This window comes from Aeromonas sp. S8(2024) (assembly GCF_041403085.1).
GTDB classification, from domain to species: Bacteria; Pseudomonadota; Gammaproteobacteria; order Enterobacterales; family Aeromonadaceae; genus Aeromonas; species Aeromonas dhakensis.
In genome coordinates this window covers 225,314-243,575 of sequence record NZ_JBGLRF010000005.1, presented here as the reverse complement: position 1 = coordinate 243,575, position 18,262 = coordinate 225,314, and the positions used below count along the sequence as shown (strand labels likewise).

At 60.7% G+C, this 18,262-nt stretch carries 17 protein-coding genes; 6 read left to right on the top strand and 11 right to left on the bottom strand.

Annotation, left to right across the window (positions count from 1 at the left end):
- Positions 1-7 precede the first annotated feature (7 nt).
- The gene (gene mutT, locus ACB031_RS15630; protein WP_010635956.1) at positions 8-421 is read left to right on the top strand and encodes an 8-oxo-dGTP diphosphatase MutT; all 414 of its coding nucleotides are present in this window, start codon (positions 8-10) and stop codon (positions 419-421) included.
- 60 nt (positions 422-481) lie between these two features.
- On the opposite strand, the gene yacG is transcribed toward mutT, so the two are convergent.
- The 9 genes from yacG to ACB031_RS15585 all read right to left on the bottom strand — a co-directional run bounded on the left by yacG (position 482) and on the right by ACB031_RS15585 (position 8,132).
- A complete protein-coding gene (gene yacG / locus ACB031_RS15625) occupies positions 482-676 on the bottom strand; it encodes a DNA gyrase inhibitor YacG (RefSeq protein WP_005305661.1) in 195 nt (64 codons plus the stop codon).
- A 9-nt stretch (positions 677-685) separates the two neighbouring features.
- The gene (gene zapD / locus ACB031_RS15620; protein ID WP_026141277.1) at positions 686-1,408 is read right to left on the bottom strand and encodes a cell division protein ZapD; all 723 of its coding nucleotides are present in this window, start codon (positions 1,406-1,408) and stop codon (positions 686-688) included.
- Between the two features lie 37 nt (positions 1,409-1,445).
- On the bottom strand, positions 1,446-2,060 hold the full coding sequence (gene coaE, locus ACB031_RS15615; protein ID WP_371139870.1) for a dephospho-CoA kinase: 615 nt from the start codon (positions 2,058-2,060) through the stop codon (positions 1,446-1,448).
- A gap of 19 nt (positions 2,061-2,079) precedes the next feature.
- On the bottom strand, positions 2,080-2,952 hold the full coding sequence (locus ACB031_RS15610) for an A24 family peptidase (protein WP_017779053.1): 873 nt from the start codon (positions 2,950-2,952) through the stop codon (positions 2,080-2,082).
- A 22-nt stretch (positions 2,953-2,974) separates the two neighbouring features.
- Complete coding sequence (locus ACB031_RS15605) at positions 2,975-4,216, bottom strand: type II secretion system F family protein (protein ID WP_010635960.1); 1,242 nt, start codon at positions 4,214-4,216, stop codon at positions 2,975-2,977.
- Positions 4,217-4,331: 115 nt separating this feature from the next.
- Positions 4,332-6,047, bottom strand: a complete 1,716-nt coding sequence (gene tapB / locus ACB031_RS15600; RefSeq protein ID WP_185450531.1) for a PilB family type IVa pilus assembly ATPase TapB — start codon at positions 6,045-6,047, stop codon at positions 4,332-4,334.
- Positions 6,038-6,478 (bottom strand): prepilin-type N-terminal cleavage/methylation domain-containing protein, encoded by a 441-nt coding sequence (locus ACB031_RS15595; RefSeq protein WP_010635961.1) that lies wholly within the window; start codon positions 6,476-6,478, stop codon positions 6,038-6,040. Before ACB031_RS15595 ends, tapB begins: the two co-directional genes overlap by 10 nt.
- Positions 6,479-6,799: 321 nt before the next feature.
- Entirely contained in the window at positions 6,800-7,657 is an 858-nt protein-coding gene (gene nadC, locus ACB031_RS15590; protein ID WP_139725691.1) for a carboxylating nicotinate-nucleotide diphosphorylase, read from the bottom strand.
- 4 nt (positions 7,658-7,661) lie between these two features.
- On the bottom strand, positions 7,662-8,132 hold the full coding sequence (locus ACB031_RS15585) for a TIGR02281 family clan AA aspartic protease (RefSeq protein ID WP_043171614.1): 471 nt from the start codon (positions 8,130-8,132) through the stop codon (positions 7,662-7,664).
- Between the two features lie 123 nt (positions 8,133-8,255).
- Here ACB031_RS15585 and ampD point away from each other — a divergent pair, with 123 nt between their 5' ends.
- The 5 genes from ampD to lpdA all read left to right on the top strand — a co-directional run bounded on the left by ampD (position 8,256) and on the right by lpdA (position 16,185).
- The gene (gene ampD / locus ACB031_RS15580; RefSeq protein ID WP_208200766.1) at positions 8,256-8,828 is read left to right on the top strand and encodes a 1,6-anhydro-N-acetylmuramyl-L-alanine amidase AmpD; all 573 of its coding nucleotides are present in this window, start codon (positions 8,256-8,258) and stop codon (positions 8,826-8,828) included.
- A gap of 275 nt (positions 8,829-9,103) precedes the next feature.
- Positions 9,104-9,868 (top strand): pyruvate dehydrogenase complex transcriptional repressor PdhR, encoded by a 765-nt coding sequence (gene pdhR, locus ACB031_RS15575; RefSeq protein WP_371139869.1) that lies wholly within the window; start codon positions 9,104-9,106, stop codon positions 9,866-9,868.
- A 79-nt stretch (positions 9,869-9,947) separates the two neighbouring features.
- Positions 9,948-12,608, top strand: coding sequence for a pyruvate dehydrogenase (acetyl-transferring), homodimeric type (gene aceE, locus ACB031_RS15570; RefSeq protein WP_371139868.1), 2,661 nt, complete (start codon positions 9,948-9,950; stop codon positions 12,606-12,608).
- 113 nt (positions 12,609-12,721) lie between these two features.
- Positions 12,722-14,608 carry a pyruvate dehydrogenase complex dihydrolipoyllysine-residue acetyltransferase gene (aceF, locus tag ACB031_RS15565; RefSeq protein WP_005305624.1) on the top strand — a complete coding sequence of 629 codons (1,887 nt, stop codon included), beginning with the start codon at positions 12,722-12,724 and terminating at the stop codon, positions 14,606-14,608.
- Between the two features lie 149 nt (positions 14,609-14,757).
- Positions 14,758-16,185 (top strand): dihydrolipoyl dehydrogenase, encoded by a 1,428-nt coding sequence (gene lpdA / locus ACB031_RS15560; protein ID WP_005305622.1) that lies wholly within the window; start codon positions 14,758-14,760, stop codon positions 16,183-16,185.
- A 72-nt stretch (positions 16,186-16,257) separates the two neighbouring features.
- On the opposite strand, the gene ACB031_RS15555 is transcribed toward lpdA, so the two are convergent.
- Together ACB031_RS15555 and ACB031_RS15550 are read right to left on the bottom strand one after the other, a co-directional pair.
- Positions 16,258-16,440 carry a hypothetical protein gene (locus ACB031_RS15555; RefSeq protein WP_005305619.1) on the bottom strand — a complete coding sequence of 61 codons (183 nt, stop codon included), beginning with the start codon at positions 16,438-16,440 and terminating at the stop codon, positions 16,258-16,260.
- A gap of 144 nt (positions 16,441-16,584) precedes the next feature.
- Positions 16,585-18,231, bottom strand: a complete 1,647-nt coding sequence (locus ACB031_RS15550) for a methyl-accepting chemotaxis protein (RefSeq protein WP_162518888.1) — start codon at positions 18,229-18,231, stop codon at positions 16,585-16,587.
- Between the last annotated feature and the right edge of the window lie 31 nt (positions 18,232-18,262).

Sequence of the window (18,262 nt, the reverse complement as noted above, 5' to 3'; positions counted from 1 at the left end):
GACAATGATGGAACAGAAGAAACGGATCTGGGTGGCGGTCGGCGTCATCGAGAACGAACGGGGCGATATCTTCATCGCCAGACGCTCCGCCGATCGTCATCAGGGGGATCGCTGGGAATTCCCCGGCGGCAAGGTGGAAGCCGGAGAGGATCTGCTCACCGCGCTGGACAGGGAGCTGTGGGAAGAGATCGGGATCCGGGTGCAGGATTGCGCTCCCTTCATGGAGCTGCATCACGACTACCCGGACAAGCAGGTACTGCTGGATATCTGGAAGGTGACCCGCTTCAGCGGCGAGCCGTTTGGCAAGGAGGGGCAGGAGTGTCGCTGGGTGCCGCTGGTCTCGCTGCACGAGTACCACTTCCCCGACGCCAATGGCCCGATCGTGACGCGCCTGCAGGCATCGCTGGCCGCACAGGGCTGATATTAGCCGCAGTGCATACCAAAATAAAAAGGGCCGAATCGGCCCTTTTTGCTTGCTGGCTTACTGCCACTGCTCCCCCTCTTCGGGGTAGGGCAGCAGCTCCGGGTCTATTTCCCCCGGGATCCGCTTCTCCTCGTCGGCCCACTCGCCGAGATCGATCAGTTGGCAGCGCTTGCTGCAGAACGGGCGAAACGGGCTCTGCGGGCCCCATTCCAGCTCGGTCTGGCAGGTCGGGCACTTTACCTTGGTCACCATGGATGCTCCTTAGCAGCAGGCCAGCTGGAAGGGCACGTCACCGATCTGCTGCTCCGCGGTGGGCAAAAAACGCAGGGCAAACCGGTTCTTGTGGCCGCTCAGGGTCGGGTAGCACTGCTGGGTGCCGCTCAGGCGAATGCGTATCAGCTCGGCACTCTCGGCGGTATCCTGGAAGAAGCCGTTGACGGCCACCTGTTCACTGAAGTTGCCGGATTCGCGCCACAGGCGCAGCAGCAGGGAGATGGCATTCATCAACAGGTTGATGTCGCTCAGCCACAGCTGCATCTGCTGATGGCGCGTGATGGCCGGGGTGGCAAGCCAGTGGTGCAGTTGCGGCACGTCGAAGGCACAGAGCCCACCCGGGATGGAGAAGCGCTGGCGGATGGAGCCAAGCAGCCGGTCCTCTTTCAGGCGGGCACCGGGCCGCGGTGCACTCAGCAAGTTGCGGGAGAGCTGGGTGCTCTCCTGCTGCATCAGGTTGATCTGCTCCAGGTCGACGTCTGGCAGGCTGGCCCAGTGGCTCAGGCGCTGGCTGAGGCGCTCCAGGTCTTTAATCAGGTCGGCACGCAGGTCACCGCGCTCCAGCAACTCCTGCAGGTCGAACAGGCCCTTGAAAAAGGCGATGTGTGCCCAGGGCTGGTCGCTCTCCAGATTGTCGCGGATCTGGGAAAACAGGGACTCCAGACGAAGATAGGTCCGGCTTTTTTCATTGAGGGGAAAATCGTAAATCATGCCTAATCCTGGCCAGCCATAAACCGGCCTAGTGTACTCACAGTTGGCGGGCTTGTTGAGAGGCAAATGCCAGATATGTCTCGTGCAGCGCGAAAATTCGGCTCTTTATTGCCTCGGGCGTGCCGTTCTGGTTGTCCAGCACATCGTCGGCTGCCGCCAGCCGCTCGGTCCGGCTCGCCTGGGCGGCCAGGATGGCCTCAGCCTGCTCACGGCTCACGCCGTCCCGGCGACAGGTACGCTCAATCTGGGTCGCTTCGTCCACGTCGATCACCAGTACCCGGTTGGCCAGTGCGGTGAGCCGGTTTTCCACTAGCAGGGGCACCACCAGCAGGCAATAGGGGGAGCGCGCGGCCGCGCACTGGCGCTGCATCTCGCTGCGAATGAGGGGATGGAGCAGGGCGTTGAGCCAGCCCTTGGCCTGCGGGTCAGTGAAGACCCGCTCACGCAGCTGGCGGCGATCGAGCCGGCCATCGGGGGCGATGACGTTTGCGCCAAAATGGGCGGCGATGGCGGCCAGGGCCGGGGTGCCGGGTTCCACTACCTCGCGGGCGATGATGTCCGCATCCACTACTTCGATGCCCAGCTCGGCAAACTGATTGGCAACCGTGGTCTTGCCGCTGCCAATCCCGCCGGTAATTGCGACTACATACATGGGTCAGTGCTGCCTTTGATCAGAGAAACGTCGTGAGGTACCAGCGGGTGATGGTATCGCCCCACAGCAGCGCGATCCAGCCGGCGATGGCCAGGTAGGGCCCGAAAGGGATGGGTTTGCCCTGATGGTGGTTGCGCAGCAGGATGAGACTTATCCCTATTATGGCGCCGACCAGGGAGGAGAGCAGCAACACGATGGGCAGGGCCTGCCAGCCGAGCCAGGCCCCCAGCGCCGCCAGCAGCTTGAAGTCGCCGTAGCCCATCCCTTCCTTGCCGGTCAGCAGCTTGAAGGCCCAGTAGAGGCTCCAGAGCACCAGATAGCCGGCCATGGCACCGATCACCGCATCGGCCAGCGGAACGAATCCCCCTGCCAGATTGGACAGCAGGCCACCCCACAGCAGTGGCAGGGTCAGCTGATCCGGCAGCAGCATCTTGTCCAGATCGATGAAAGTGAGCGCCACCAGCACCCAGGTGAGCAGCAGGGCGGCCAGCAAGCCCCAGCTCGGTGGAAATGTTGCGGCGACGACCAGCGAGAGCAGAGCTGTCAGCAGCTCCACCAGCGGATAACGGGCCGAGATGGGGGCCTGACATTCACGGCAGCGACCCTTGAGCCAGAGCCAGCTGAGCAGGGGGATATTCTCCATGGCCGTGATGGCGTGGCCGCAATGGGGGCAGGCAGAACGCGGCACCATCAGGTTGTAGCGTTCCTCCTGCTGCAGTTGTGTCTCTGGGTTGAAATAGCTGAGGTATTCGGCCTGCCACTCCCGCTCCAGCATGATGGGCAGGCGATGGATCACCACGTTGAGAAAACTGCCGATCATCAGAGAGAAGAGGAATACCAGCGAAAAATAGAGCCAGGACAGGCTGTGAAAAACGTCAGTGATCAGCAACATCGGGTTCCGGATTGGTTGGGGGTCAGTGGATGACCGACCCCAGTTTGAAGATGGGCAGGTACATGGCGACCACCATGCCGCCGACCAGTACCCCCAGCACCACCATGATGAGAGGTTCCAGCAGGCTGGTGAGGCCGTCGACCAGATCGTCCACCTCTTGTTCGAAGATGGTAGCGACCTTGGAGAGCATATCATCGATGGCGCCTGACTCCTCGCCAATCATCACCATCTGGATCACCATGTCGGGGAAGAGATCGACGGTGCGCATGGCCACGTTGATCTGCATGCCGGCCACCACCTCGTTGCGAATGGCCATGACGGCGGTGCGATAGACATAGTTGCCGGAGGCGCCTGCGGCGGAGATCAGGGCATCCACCAGCGGGATACCAGCAGAAAAGGTGGTGGAGAGGGTGCGGGCGAAGCGGGCCATGGCGGCCTTGTGCAATATCATGCCGACCACCGGGATGGTCAGAATGAACTTGTCGGTGTTGTCTCTGACTTTCTGCGAGGCGCGCCAGGCTCGCACGTAGAGGAAGATGGCGAGTGCAACCCCGCCAAAGATCATATACCACCAGTTCTGCATGAAGCGGGAGATGCCGATGACGAACTGGGTAAAGGCGGGCAGCTCGGCGCCGAAACTCTTGAAGATGTCCTCAAACTGCGGAATGACAAACAGCAGCAGAATGGAAGTGACGACAATGGCGACCAGGATGACCATTGTGGGGTAGAACATGGCCTTCTTGATCTTGGATTTGAGCGCTTCGGACTTTTCGCGATAAGTCGCGATGCGGTCGTAGATGGTCTCCAGGGCGCCGGACTGCTCGCCCGCCTCGACCAGGTCGCAATAGAGATCATCGAAGTGGCGGGGATGGCGGCGCAGCGCCTCGGACATGGGGGTGCCGGTCTCCACATCGGCGGCTATCTGGCCCATCAGCTCGCGCATGGCCGCCTTCTCGTGGCTGCGAGCGATGATCTGCAGGCTCTGGACCAGAGGTACGCCGGCCGACAGCATGGTGGTAATCTGGCGAGAGACGACGGCAATGTCCATCGGCTTGATCCTGGCGCCGCCCTTGGAGAAGAGCCCCTGACTCTTCTTGCTCACCTTGGTGACGTTGACGCCCTGCTTGCGCAGCTCGGCCTTGACCGTGTTGATGCTGTCGGCCTGCAGCTCGCCGGAGACCTTCTGGCCCTTGCGGTTCACCCCGCTCCAGCGAAAGGCGAAGACTTTCTTGGGGGCATTCTGTTTCTGGGTTAGCGTTGCCATCACTGCGTCCTGCAATGGGGCCCGGCTTGCTTGTCGCTAAGAGAAGCAGCCTCGGCCTGATGGAAATCGCCAGGGCCGGCGGCACCTGGATGAATCGGCTGAGCGATAGACTCTGTCAGTTGGTTGTTACCCGGTTTATCTCGGCCAGGCTGGTCACCCCCAGTCGGGCCTTCTCAAGACCGGAGGTACGCAAGGTCCGCATGCCCTCCTTCTGGGCAATGGCCGCAATCTGCATGGAGTTGGCTCCCTGCATGATCAATTTTGCAATATTTTCTGACATCAACAGGATCTCGTAGATGCCGACCCGTCCCTTGTAGCCGCCAGAACACTCCTTGCAGCCAACCGGCTTGAACAGCCGCAAGCCTGCTGCCAGCTGCTGTTGGGTAAAACCCAACTCCAGCAGTTCAGCCTCCGGCACCACTTCGGGAGCCTTGCAGTGGTCACAGAGCTTGCGTGCCAGTCGCTGAGCCATGATCAGGGTAACCGAGGAGGCGATGTTGAAGGCGGGCACCCCCATGTTCATCATCCGGGTCAGCGTCTCGGCTGCCGAGTTGGTGTGCAATGTGGAAAGCACCAGGTGACCGGTTTGTGCCGCCTTGATGGCGATCTCGGCGGTTTCTAGATCCCGTATTTCCCCGACCATCACCACGTCGGGATCCTGGCGCAGGAAGGAGCGCAGGGCACTGGCGAAGGTGAGCCCTGCCTTGGGGTTGACCTGCACCTGATTGACTCCTGGCAGGTTGATCTCCACCGGGTCTTCGGCGGTCGAAATATTCACCTCTGTGGTGTTGAGGATGTTCAGGCCGGTGTAGAGCGACACCGTCTTGCCCGAGCCGGTCGGACCGGTCACCAGGATCATGCCCTGAGGCTTCGAGAGCGCACGCAGATATTGCGCCTTCTGCCGATCGTCGAAGCCGAGCTGCTCGATATTGAGGCGCGCAGCGGAAGAGTCGAGCAGACGGATCACGATCTTCTCGCCCCACATGGTAGGCAGGGTGTTGACCCGCATGTCCATCGACTTGTTGCGCGACATTTTCAATTTGATGCGGCCATCCTGGGGCAGCCGCCGTTCGGCGATGTCCAGGCGCGCCATCACCTTGAGTCGGGCCGAGAAGCGGTTGGCCAGATTGACCGGCGGCGTTGCTACCTCATGCAGGATCCCGTCTATCCGAAAGCGAATACGGTACTTGGTCTCATAGGGCTCGAAGTGGAGGTCGGATGCACCGCGCTTGATGGCATCCATCATGATCTTGTTGATGTATTTGACGATGGGGGCGTCATCGTCCGCCGTGTTGACGCTCTCGTCGAGTCGTGACCCCTCGTCAGACACTTCCAGCTCGGAAATCTCGGACTCGTCGATCTCCTCCATGCCAAGGGCGTCCTGATCGCTCTCCATCAGCTTGCTGATGGCGGCGGTCAGCTTGTTCTCCTCGACCAGCAAGGCCTCGGTGTGCAGCCCGAAGCTGAAGCCAAAATCCTCCAGTGCCGACACATTGGTCGGGTCGGACATGGCGATATAGAGGGTGTGGCCCTGGGTGTAGATGGGCAGCACATGGTGTTTCTCAATCAGCTTCTGATTGAGGTACTTCTGCGGGATCTCGGCCAGGTCGAAGGCGGCAAGATCCAGCAGAGGTACCCCATATTCCAGCTCGCAGAAGTCGGCCAGCGCCTTGCTGTCGAGGATTTCGTTCTCGATCAGAAAGGTCACAAAGGGCTTGCGCTGCGCCTTGGCCTGGCTCAGATAGCGCTGTGAGTCGGACTCACTGAGCAGGGAAGAGGCGGCCAGGCTTAACGCCAGGCCGCTATTGGGACTAGATGTCATTATGGGCAGTAGTCAGTTTGAGCTGTACCTGTCGGGTTTTCACACTTCTTCGTCCAGACAAGGGGAACTGCTGCTGATGCCGTCATGATGAAAGAGTCAGAGGTAGTAAGAGGAGCCAGTACTGTATTATCGACTGGTACCGCAGTAATTGTGATTGCGTTGCCTGCTGTGGCTGTCCCAGCATAAGTCAACGTAGCACGACCAGAAGATACTGCCCCGCTCGGCATAGCATTAACCCCGTTGTTGCATTGGTCGGCGCCGTAGCTTTGCATGCAGACCTCGATTTGGGTCTTCAGGCTACCAGTAGCTGCCACCAACTCGGTCATCTTCGATTTTTTGGTGTAGTTCTGATAAGCCGGCAGCGCAATGGCGGCCAGGATGGCGACGATCGCGACCACGATCATCAATTCGATAAGGGTAAAGCCTGATTGTTTCTTCATTTCAAATATCCTTTTTGTCCTTGGTTCCTGGGAAGTGCCGGTGGAAAACTATCCACACGTCAGTATCTTATCCGAGCTGTCCGACTTGGCAACAGAGGTCGGGGTCTTTGTTAACAATCTTTCTGTCATTTGCGAAAAATTTGATATAAATCATGGATGAAGAGCCCCTATCGACTCTTTTTAGCTGGCGGGGATGGGTCCATCTCACACTCCTTTGCCGAGGGATCCTGCCTTAAAGAAAAGGCGCCTATGGCGCCTTTTGCAAGTCCTTCATCTTGTTATATGTCACCGGCCCGACGGGGCATGGTGAACGCCCTTCGGCTAGATAAAACGCATCGAGAGATCAAGGGCCCGCACATGTTTGGTCAGGGCACCGACCGAAATGAAGTCGACACCGGTAGCCGCATATTCGGCCAGGGTGTCCAGCGTGACGTTGCCGGACACTTCCAGCTTGGCCCGCCCCTGATTGAGTGCAACGGCCTCGCGCATCATGGGCACGTCGAAGTTGTCCAGCATTACTATGTCTGCCAGGGCTGCCAGCGCCTGTGCCAGCTCGGCCAGGGATTCGACCTCGACTTCCACCGGTTTGCCCGGATTGAGCCGGCGAGCCTCGGCAATGGCCTGCGCTATGCCACCACAGGCGAGAATATGGTTCTCCTTGATAAGATAGGCGTCATAGAGGCCGATGCGGTGATTCTTGCCACCGCCGCAGGTGACCGCATACTTCTGGGCGCTGCGAAGGCCGGGCAGGGTCTTGCGGGTGTCGAGCAGGCGGCAATCTGTGCCTGCCAGCTCGGCCACGTAGCGGGCGGTGAGGGTGGCGACGCCGGAGAGGGTCTGCACGAAGTTCAGCGCATTGCGCTCGCCGGTCAGCAGGGTGCGAGCCGGGCCGTGCAGACGAAACAGCTCCTGATTGGGGGTGAGCACTTCACCATCCTGCACCAGCCACTCCACTTGCACATCGCCGCCAAGCTGGGTGAATACCTCGTCTACCCAGGGTTGGCCACAGAAGACACCGGCTTCGCGGGTGATGACGCGGGCCGTCGAGATGCGATCCGCCGGGATCAGCTGGGCCGTGATATCGGCGCTGGCATCCGGTTGGTCCAGCGCGGTGAGGGCGTCGCCCAAATCTTCGAGTAGTGCGGCGCGCACGGCGCGACGGATGTCCTGTTGTAGCATGCCTTTATTCCTGCAAAGGTCTGAGCAGCAACTGCCGCTCCTTTTGAACCAGCTCCAGCCGGCCGAGGGCATTCATGCCTACCAGCACCTCGTCGCCAGCCGCCGCCGGGTTGATAAAGATGGCCAGATCGTACAAGGTCAATGGTCCCATCGCCAGCGTTTCGATGGAGCCGTTGCCGACCCGGATAAAGCCGGCAGCCGTATTCACCTGGCTGCTGCCGTGGGCGGTCAGGCCGAGCCGCTCGGCGACCCGTTGCGGCACTGTGATGCGCGTTGCGCCGGTATCGAGCAGCAGTTGCACCGGCTGGCCGTTGATGGCACCCTCCAGTCGATAGTGGCCGCTCTGGTCGGCCCTCAGCAGGAGTTCGCCGCTGGCGGTGACACTCGGTTGGGTGCGGGAGTGAAAGTAGAGGGTCAGCAGGCCCATCAAAGAGAGCCAGGCCAGTAGCCAGAACCAGCGCGCCGTTTGCTGCATACCTCATCCATATCGAGCCAAAGATGACCCAGCCTAACACACAATTTTCCACTGATTCAGCGGCTTGGTGACAAGATGCCGGCCCGGATCGCGCTTTTCCCCTCAACTCGTATCGAGTAGCCGATGACCCATCCTGACCTCACGTTTTCCATCGACGCCGCCGGCTGGTGCCGGGAGGCTCGCCAGGTGCCCTCTCCCCACCACAACGAGCGGGCCAGCCCGAGCGACATATCTCTGCTGGTGGTGCATGGCATCAGCCTGCCGCCAGGCGAGTTCGGCGGCCCCTTCATCGACGATCTCTTTATGGGCAGGCTGGATCCCGCGGCTCATCCCTACTTTGCCGACATTCATCAACTGCGGGTCTCGGCCCACTGCCTGATCCGGCGCGATGGTGAACTGGTGCAGTATGTGCCGTTTGGTGCCAGAGCCTGGCATGCCGGGGTATCTAGCTGGCAGGGGAGGGAGGCGTGCAACGACTTCTCCATCGGCATCGAGCTGGAAGGGACCGACGAACTGCCCTACACGGACGCACAGTATGAGGTATTGGTTGGGCTCAGCCGAACCTTGTCGAGTCATTATCCCGCCATCACGGCGGATCGCATCGTCGGCCATTGCGACATAGCGCCGGGGCGCAAGACGGATCCGGGTGAGAGTTTCGAATGGCAGCGATATCGCCAGGCACTCAACTTTAAGTAAATATTCTAAAAATAAGTTTGTGTTTTTAAAACAATGGCTTGCCTCTATGGCAGGCCATTTTTATTCGCTGTTGATCAAATGTTGCCTGTGAGCCACGTCAAAAATATTGGTCTGACCAATTTCTATGAGGCAAATCATAAATCCCTCTATTTACCCCTTAAGTGGCAAGGTTGATTCTTGATTCAGATCATCTTTTGGGTGGACTTTTCCCATGCCCTCTGCTAATTTTCGCCCCATTCATGAAATTGGTAATACCAATTTAACAAAGCAGCCTCATGCCCTATCTCAAGATTACTCAACCCAAGTTGGCCGACGCCATTGTCGCCGAGCTGGAACAGATGATTCTGGAAGGCAGTTTGCTGCCGGGCCAGAAGTTGCCGCCCGAGCGGGAACTGGCCATCCAGTTTCAGGTTTCGCGCCCTTCGCTGCGCGAAGCCATCCAGCGCCTCGAGGCAAGAGGACTCTTGTATCGTCGTCAGGGCGGCGGCACTTACGTACAAAATGCCTTGAGCAAAGGGATCGCCGATCCCCTGTTCGAGCTGCTCAGCACCCACCCGGAAGCCCAGTACGACCTGCTGGAGTTTCGTCATGCGCTGGAAGGCATCTGTGCCTACTATGCTGCATTGCGGGGAACGGAAGCCGATTTCGAGCGGATCCGTCAGGTGCAGTCCGCCATCGAGGAGGCTGGCCAGCAAGGCTCGCTGGTAGCCGAATCCGCTGCCGTCACCCAGTTCTATCTGGCGGTGGCCGAGGCGTCCCACAACGTGGTGCTGCTGCATCTGCTGCGGGCCATGGGCCCCATGCTTGAGCAGAACATTTTACGCAATAACGAAATTCTGAATCGCCGTCCGGGAGTGGTCGCCAAGATCCGTCGCCATCGCGCGCATCTGATCGAGGCTATCCTGTCGGGGGCTCCGGAGCGGGCCAGGGCAGCTTGTCATGAGCACCTGGCCTTTATCGAGGACACCTTGTTGGATATGCAGAGGGAAGACAGCCGGATCCAGCGATCCATGCGTCGGATCCGTCAGCAGGAAAACTAATCCCACAAGGCTTTATTGTCGAATGCTTGCGCCCTTCGCCGTGCAATGCCGTGCAATCACAACATAATAGGAACCAGCCATGTCTGATATCCTGAAGAACGATGTGGACCCGATAGAAACGCTGGAGTGGCTTGCCTCTCTGGAATCCCTGCTGCGTGAAGAGGGTCCGCAACGCGCTCAGTTCATCCTTGAACAGTTGGCCGAGAAAGCCCGCGCAAGCGGTGTGGACGTGGCTGCCAAGGCAAATCGCGACTACATCAACACCATCCCGTCCAGCGACGAGCCGGCTTACCCGGGCGACCTGGAGATGGAGCGTCGCATTCGCGCCATCATCCGCTGGAACGCCATGATGATCGTGCTGCGCGCCTCCAAGAAAGACCTGGACCTGGGCGGTCACATGTCTTCCTTCGCCTCTTCCGCGACCATCTACGAAGTCTGCTACAACCACTTCTTCCGTGCCCGCAACGAGAAGGACGGTGGCGACCTGGTTTACTTCCAGGGTCACATCTCCCCGGGCATCTACGCCCGTGCATTTGCCGAAGGTCGCCTGACCGAAGAGCAGCTGGACAACTTCCGTCAGGAAGTGGATGGCAAGGGTATCCCTTCCTACCCGCACCCGAAACTGATGCCGGAATTCTGGCAGTTCCCGACCGTCTCCATGGGGCTGGGCCCCATCGCCGCCATCTATCAGGCCCGCTTCCTGAAGTACCTGACCGACCGTGGCATCAAGGATTGCTCCGAGCAGACCGTTTACGCCTTCCTGGGTGACGGCGAGATGGACGAGCCGGAAGCCAAGGGCGCCCTGACCGTTGCCGTGCGTGAAAAGCTCGACAACCTGGTGTTCGTGGTCAACTGCAACCTGCAGCGTCTGGATGGCCCGGTTGTCGGCAACGGCAAGGTCATCAACGAGCTGGAAGGCCTGTTCGCCGGCGCCGGCTGGGACGTCACCAAAGTCATCTGGGGTCGCAAGTGGGATGAGCTGCTGAAGAAAGACACTTCCGGCAAGCTGATCCAGCTGATGAACGAGACCGTGGATGGTGACTACCAGACCATGAAGTCCCGCGATGGCGGCTACGTGCGCGAGCACTTCTTCAACCGTTACCCGGAAACCGCCGCGCTGGTCAAAGACATGACCGACGAGGAGATCTTCGCCCTGAACCGCGGTGGTCACGATCCTCGCAAACTGTTTGCCGCTTTCTCCAGGGCTGCACAGACCAAGGGCAAGCCGACCGTGATCCTGGCCAAGACCATCAAGGGCTATGGCATGGGCGAAGCAGCCGAAGGCAAGAACATCGCTCACCAGGTCAAGAAGATGGATCTGGGCTCCGTGCGTCACCTGCGCGATCGTTTCAACCTGCCGGTCACCGACGAGCAGCTGGAAACCCTGCCGTACCTGAAGATCGAAGAGGGTACCGAAGAGCACAAGTACCTGCACGCCCGTCGTGCCGCGCTGAAGGGCTATGTACCGACCCGTCTGCGAGAGAGCACCACCAAGCTGGAAATCCCGGCGCTGGATGCTTTTGGTCCGCTGCTGGGTGAACAGGCGCGCGAAATCTCCACCACCATGGCGTTCGTGCGTTCCCTGAACGTGATGCTGAAAGACAAGTCCATCGGCAAGCGCATCGTCCCGATCCTGGCTGACGAAGCCCGTACCTTCGGTATGGAAGGTCTGTTCCGCCAGATCGGCATCTACAGCCCGCACGGTCAGCAGTACACCCCGCAAGACCGCGACATCGTCTCCTACTACAAGGAAGACAAGCAGGGTCAGGTTCTGCAAGACGGTATCAACGAGCTGGGCGCCATGTCCTCCTGGCTGGCTGCTGCGACCTCTTACAGCACCAACGATTGCCCGATGATCCCGTTCTACATCTACTACTCCATGTTCGGCTTCCAGCGGATCGGCGACATGGCGTGGGCAGCCGGTGACCAGCAAGCCCGTGGCTTCCTGCTGGGTGCGACCTCCGGTCGTACTACCCTGAACGGCGAAGGTCTGCAGCACGAAGATGGTCACAGCCACATCCTGGCCAACACCATCCCGAACTGCGTCTCCTACGACCCGTCCTACGCCTATGAAGTAGCGGTGATCGTACAGGACGGTCTGCGTCGCATGTACGGTGAGAACCCGGAGAACGTGTTCTACTACATCACCACTCTGAACGAGAACTACGCCATGCCGGCCATGCCGGAAGGCGCCGAGGAAGGCATCCGCAAGGGTATCTACAAGCTGGAAACCGTGGCCGGCACCAAGGCCAAGGTACAGCTGCTGGGTTGTGGCTCCATCCTGGGTCACGTGCGCACCGCCGCCCAGATCCTGGCCAGCGAGTACGGCATCGGTTCCGACGTGTTCAGCGTCACCTCCTTCAACGAGCTGGCTCGTGACGGTCAGGACGCGGATCGCTGGAACATGCTGCACCCGACTGCCGAGGCTCGCGTTCCCTACATCGCTCAGGTACTGGGCAGCGAAGCCACCATCGCCGCGACCGACTACATGAAGTCCTTCGCCGATCAGGTGCGTGCCTTCGTGCCGACCGAAAACTACCGCGTGCTGGGTACCGACGGTTACGGCCGTTCCGACAGCCGTGCCAACCTGCGTCGTCACTTCGAAGTGAACGAGTTCTACGTAGTGGTTGCTGCCCTGACCGAACTGGCCAAGCGCGGCGAGGTAGACAAGCAGGTTGTGGCCGAGGCCATCGCCAAGTACGGCATCGATGCCGACAAGGTCAACCCGCTGTACGCGTAAGAGGATCAAGTGTCGTGCCGGGACTCGTTGCCCGGCACGGCCTTGCAAAGGTTAACGCGAAAGACGCGTGACAGCAGTCGGTCACGCGGATGCACGCAAGAGGATAAAGCACAATGTCCAAACAGATTATGGTGCCGGATATCGGCGCCGATGAAGTTGAAGTCACCGAGATCATGGTGGCCGTGGGTGACAAGGTCGAGCTGGACCAGTCCATCATCGCGGTAGAAGGCGACAAGGCCTCCATGGAAGTCCCGGCCCCGTCCGCCGGTATCGTCAAAGAGATCCTGATCAAGGTGGGCGACAAGGTTGCCACCGGTTCCCAGATCATGATCTTCGAAGCCGAGGGTGCTGCCGCACCGGCGCCGGCCCAGGCCGCTGCACCGGTTGCAGCCGCACCGGCCGCCGCTCCTGCTGCTGCCGCTCGCAAAGACGTGCACGTGCCGGACATCGGTGACGACGAAGTGGACGTGACCGAGATCATGGTTGCCGTGGGCGACATGGTTGAAGCCGACCAGTCCATCATCGCCGTGGAAGGTGACAAGGCCTCCATGGAAGTGCCGGCACCGTTCGCGGGCCGCGTGGTCGAGATCAAGGTTGCCGCTGGCGCCAAGGTCTCTACCGGTTCTCTGGTGATGGTGTTCGAAGTGGCTGGCGCCGCTCCTGCCGTTGCTGCTGCACCGGCCCAGGCTGCCGCTCCCGTGGCTGCTGCCCCGGTTGCCGCTGCTGCCAAAGAGGTCAATGTACCAGATATCGGTGGCGACGAAGTCGAAGTCACCGAGATCATGGTCGCCGTGGGTGACAAGGTTGAAGCCGACCAGTCCCTGATCGCCGTGGAAGGTGACAAGGCCTCCATGGAAGTGCCTGCGCCGTTCGCCGGTGTGGTCAAGGAGATCAAGGTGAAGGCGGGTGACAAGGTCTCCACCGGTTCCCTGATCATGGTATTCGAAGTGGCTGGTGCCGCTCCGGCTGCCGTGGCGGCTCCGGCTCCTGCCGCTGCACCTGTTGCTGCCGCTGCTCCTGCTCCGGTTGCCCAGGCTGCTGCCGCCTCCGACTTCGTTGCCAACGATGCCTACGTACACGCCTCTCCGGCGGTACGCCGTCTGGCTCGCGAGTTTGGTGTCAACCTGGCCAAGGTGAAAGCCTCCGGTCGCAAGGGGCGCATCGTCAAAGAAGACGTGCAGGCCTACGTGAAGGATGCGGTCAAGCGCGCCGAGTCCGCTCCGGCTGCAGGTCAAGGCACTGGTAACGGCAACGGCATGAGTGTGCTGGCGTGGCCGAAGGTCGATTTCAGCAAGTTCGGTGATGTGGAAGAGGTCGATCTGACCCGCATCCAGAAGATCTCCGGTCCGAACCTGCACCGCAACTGGGTCATGATCCCCCATGTCACCCAGTTCGACGAAGCCGATACCACCGAGCTGGAAGCGTTCCGCAAAGAGCAGAACGCGATGCTCGAGAAGCAGAAGGCAGACGTGAAGATCACCCCGCTGGTGTTCATCCTGAAAGCCGCCGCCAAGGCGCTGGAAGCTCATCCGCGCTTCTGCAGCTCCCTGTCCGAAGATGGCAGCAAGCTGATCATGAAGAAGTACATCCATATCGGTGTGGCGGTGGATACCCCCAACGGTCTGGTTGTGCCCGTGGTGCGCGACGTCAACAAGAAGGGCATCATGGAGCTGTCTCGCGATCTGGCCGAGATCTCCAAGAAGGCCCGTGCCGGCAAGCTGACCGCTGCCGACATGCAGGGCGGTTGCTTCACCATCTCCAGCCTGGGTGGCATCGGTGGTACCAGCTTTACCCCGATCGTCAACGCGCCGGAAGTGGCCATCCTGGGCGTCTCCAAGTCCGAGATGAAGCCGAAGTGGAACGGCAAAGAGTTCGCGCCACGCCTGATGCTGCCGCTGGCCCTGAGCTACGACCACCGCGTCATCGATGGTGCCGATGGAGCCCGCTTCATCACCACCATGAACGGCGTGCTGTCCGACATCCGTCGACTGGTCCTGTAAGTGAGAGGGCGGGCCCAGAGCCTGCCCTTTTTACTTCTCATTTCGTTAACAGGATTGTAAACTTGCCCCGTTTTTTTCACGGCTGCAGCCGCCTTGTCCTGGCTTAAGACTGCGCTGTCCGGGGATATAAGAACGACAAAGAGGTCATGATGAGTAAAGAAATCAAAACCCAGGTCGTAGTACTGGGTGCTGGCCCTGCCGGTTATTCCGCTGCCTTCCGTGCGGCTGACTTGGGTCTGGATACCATTATCGTCGAGCGTTACTCCACCCTGGGGGGCGTCTGCCTGAACGTGGGCTGCATCCCGTCCAAGGCGCTGCTGCACGTCGCCAAAGTCATTGAAGAAGCCAAGGCGCTGGCCGAGCACGGCATCGTCTTCGGTGCCCCGCAGACCGACATCGACAAGGTGCGTCTGTGGAAAGAGAAGGTCATCAACCAGCTGACCGGCGGTCTGGCTGGCATGGCCAAGATGCGTAAAGTCCAGGTTGTGAACGGCTTCGGCAAGTTCACCGGCCCGAACACCCTGGAAGTGGAAGGCGCCGACGGCAAGACCACCGTCACCTTCGACAACGCCATCATCGCCGCCGGTTCCCGTCCGGTGAAGCTGCCGTTCATCCCCCATGACGACCCGCGCGTATGGGACTCTACCGATGCGCTGGAGCTGACTACCGTTCCGGGCAAGCTGCTGGTCATCGGTGGCGGCATCATCGGTCTGGAGATGGGTACCGTGTACTCCTCCCTGGGCTCCGAGATCGACGTGGTGGAATTCGCCGACCAGCTGGTACCGGCTGCCGACAAAGACATCGTCAAGATCTACACCAAGCGCGTTGCCAAGAAATTCAACATCATGCTGGAGACCAAGGTCACCGCAGTTGAAGCCCGTGAAGACGGCCTGTACGTCTCCTACGAAGGCAAGCACGCCCCGGCCGAGCCGGTTCGTTACGACAACGTGCTGGTTGCCGTAGGTCGTGTGCCGAACGGCAAGATGCTGGATGCCGAGAAGGCCGGCGTTGCCGTGACCGAGCGCGGTTTCATCGAGGTGGACAAGCAGCTGCGTACCAACGTGGCGCACATCCACGCCATCGGCGACATCGTCGGTCAGCCGATGCTGGCTCACAAGGGTGTGCACGAAGGCCACGTGGCTGCCGAAGTCATCGCCGGCAAGAAGCACTACTTCGACCCGAAAGTGATCCCGTCCATCGCCTACACCGAGCCGGAGATGGCCTGGGTTGGTCTGACCGAGAAAGAAGCCAAGCAACAGGGCCTGAACTTCGAAGTCGCCACCTTCCCGTGGGCTGCTTCCGGTCGCGCCATCGCGTCCGACTGCTCCGACGGCATGACCAAGCTGATCTTCGACAAGGAGAGCGGCCGCGTCATCGGTGGTGCCATCGTGGGTACCAACGGTGGTGAACTGCTGGGTGAAATCGGTCTGGCCATCGAGATGGGGGCCGACGCCGAAGACATCGCGCTGACCATCCACGCTCACCCGACTTTGCACGAGTCCGTGGGCCTGGCTGCAGAAGTGTTCGAAGGCTCCATCACCGACCTGCCGAACGCCAAGGCCAAGAAGAAGAAGTAATTCTCTTCCCGCCCCATGAAAAAGCCGCTCAATCGAGCGGCTTTTTGTTTTTCAGCTGCAGACGGCTGGTTGTCAGCAGCGCCCCTTCTTCGCCTGGCCGGGCGGGCAGAAGGTGCCGTAACCGTCCCTGCTGCCATCGCTGACCCGGATGCGGGCGTCATCGACGCTCACATCGGCACTGTGCACCCGTACCGGTCCGCTGCTGCAGGCGCTGAGCAGCCCCCCCAGCACTATCATCACTACCAGCTTGCCCATAACTCCTCCTCTCATTTTCCTGATTATGGGGCATTTTCAGAAGCCGGTGGAGGCGGCGCACAAGCACCTGCGTCACGGCTTGCCGTGGTGGCGACAGAGGGCGCCGCAGCGCCCTCTGTCGGGTGATGAAGTGGCCGCCAAGAGTTACAGCCGGAAGTTGCCGACCAGCTTGTCCAGCTCGCCGGAGAGGTGCTGCAGGCTGCGGCTCGACTCGGTGAGCTGGTGGGCGATGTCGGCGGTCTCCATGGTGAGCTGGTTGATGTCTTCCACGTTGCGGTTGATCTCGCCCACCACGCTGGACTGCTCCTCGGTGGCGGTAGCGACCTGGATGTTCATGTCGCTGATCTGGGTGATGTGGGCGGTGATCTGGCCGAGGGCGCCGTTGGCCGCATCGGCCTGGGTAACCACTTCCAGGCTCTGGTTGCGGCCCTGGGTCATGGCGCTGACCGCGCGGGCGCTCTGCTCCTGCAGCCGGTTGATCATGCCCTGGATCTCGGCGGTGGAGGCGGCGGAGCGACTGGCGAGGTTGCGCACCTCGTCGGCCACCACCGCGAAGCCGCGGCCCTGCTCGCCGGCGCGGGCCGCCTCGATGGCGGCGTTGAGCGCCAGCAGGTTGGTCTGCTCCGAGATGCTGCGGATGGTGTCGAGGATGCTGCCGATGGAGTCGGTCTGGCTGGCCAGCGACTCGATGACCCCGGCCACCCCTTCAATCTCGCCGGAGAGGCCGACGATGCCATGACGGGCCTGGGCGACCACGCCGGCACCCGCATCCGCCTGCTCGTTGGCCTGTCTCGCCACTTCTGCGGCGAGGGAGGCATTGCCGGCGATTTCGCTCACTGTGGCCCCCATCTCGTGGATGGCGGTGGCCACCTGCACGGTGCGATCCCGCTGGGCGGTGCAGTTGTGCTGGGTGAGTTGGGCCTTGGCGGCCACCTCGTTGGCGGTGGCGGCCAGTTGATGGGAGTTGCGGGCTACCTGCTCGATGGCGCTGTGGATCTTGCTGACGAAGTGATTGAAGCTCACCGTGATCTCCGCCAGCTCGTCATTGCCCTTCAGCTGGGCACGGGAATCCAGCGCCAGGTGTTCGGCGGCATAGCCAATGTACTGCTGCAGGAAGCTGACGCGATTGCGCAGGCCACGCAGTACCAGAAAGGAGACCAGCAGGCAGATGACGAGTGCGCCTCCTATGATGGCGAGCATCTGGCTTTCGCCCCGTGCGAAGCTCTGCTGACTGATGGCGTGACGCTGCTGGGCCAGCTTCATCAGTTCGTCAAGCTGGGTATTGGCACTCTTGCGCATGGTGCCGTAGGTCACCGCGTAGCGCTCCTTGTAGATGCGCCGTGCACTCTCCATGTCACCCTGTTCCATGGCGGCCAGCATGGGCTGCAACTCGCTCTTTTCCATCGCTTCGAATTGTTCGAACAGCTGCTGGGCATTTTGCCGCGCGGCAGGATCGACCTGGGCGTTGACCGCCAGCTGCATGGCCTGGCGCATCTCGGGGATGTCCTCTTCCCGTGTCTCCTTGACCCGGGTCAACACCCCTTTTTCATCCTTGAGCGAAGTTTCTTGCAGCAGCATCATGTCGAGCCCCACCCGCATGCGGGGGATGCGCGACACTACCTCTGCCATGGCCCGCATCGGGGTGGCGGTGTTCTCATAGAGCTCGGTGGCCTGTCGTTCGATAGCGCCCATGCTGCGAAGGCTGGCGGCGCCCACCAGCAGCAGCGCCAGGCAGGGCACGGCGACAGCCAGTATCAACTGGCTCTTGATTGTCAGTTTACCCTCTAGCATGGGTTCTCCTCGCTGATCATGACGATGTGAA

Bases quoted from the DNA above. Each gene is read 5' to 3' on its own strand.
- mutT (WP_010635956.1), top strand. From the start codon at position 8: ATGGAACAGAAGAAACGGATCTGGGTGGCGGTCGGCGTCATCGAGAAC.
- yacG (WP_005305661.1), bottom strand. From the start codon at position 676: ATGGTGACCAAGGTAAAGTGCCCGACCTGCCAGACCGAGCTGGAATGG.
- zapD (WP_026141277.1), bottom strand. From the start codon at position 1,408: ATGATTTACGATTTTCCCCTCAATGAAAAAAGCCGGACCTATCTTCGT.
- coaE (WP_371139870.1), bottom strand. From the start codon at position 2,060: ATGTATGTAGTCGCAATTACCGGCGGGATTGGCAGCGGCAAGACCACG.
- ACB031_RS15610 (WP_017779053.1), bottom strand. From the start codon at position 2,952: ATGTTGCTGATCACTGACGTTTTTCACAGCCTGTCCTGGCTCTATTTT.
- ACB031_RS15605 (WP_010635960.1), bottom strand. From the start codon at position 4,216: ATGGCAACGCTAACCCAGAAACAGAATGCCCCCAAGAAAGTCTTCGCC.
- ACB031_RS15595 (WP_010635961.1), bottom strand. From the start codon at position 6,478: ATGAAGAAACAATCAGGCTTTACCCTTATCGAATTGATGATCGTGGTC.
- nadC (WP_139725691.1), bottom strand. From the start codon at position 7,657: ATGCTACAACAGGACATCCGTCGCGCCGTGCGCGCCGCACTACTCGAA.
- ACB031_RS15585 (WP_043171614.1), bottom strand. From the start codon at position 8,132: ATGCAGCAAACGGCGCGCTGGTTCTGGCTACTGGCCTGGCTCTCTTTG.
- ampD (WP_208200766.1), top strand. From the start codon at position 8,256: ATGACCCATCCTGACCTCACGTTTTCCATCGACGCCGCCGGCTGGTGC.
- pdhR (WP_371139869.1), top strand. From the start codon at position 9,104: ATGCCCTATCTCAAGATTACTCAACCCAAGTTGGCCGACGCCATTGTC.
- aceE (WP_371139868.1), top strand. From the start codon at position 9,948: ATGTCTGATATCCTGAAGAACGATGTGGACCCGATAGAAACGCTGGAG.
- aceF (WP_005305624.1), top strand. From the start codon at position 12,722: ATGTCCAAACAGATTATGGTGCCGGATATCGGCGCCGATGAAGTTGAA.
- lpdA (WP_005305622.1), top strand. From the start codon at position 14,758: ATGAGTAAAGAAATCAAAACCCAGGTCGTAGTACTGGGTGCTGGCCCT.
- ACB031_RS15555 (WP_005305619.1), bottom strand. From the start codon at position 16,440: ATGGGCAAGCTGGTAGTGATGATAGTGCTGGGGGGGCTGCTCAGCGCC.
- ACB031_RS15550 (WP_162518888.1), bottom strand. From the start codon at position 18,231: ATGCTAGAGGGTAAACTGACAATCAAGAGCCAGTTGATACTGGCTGTC.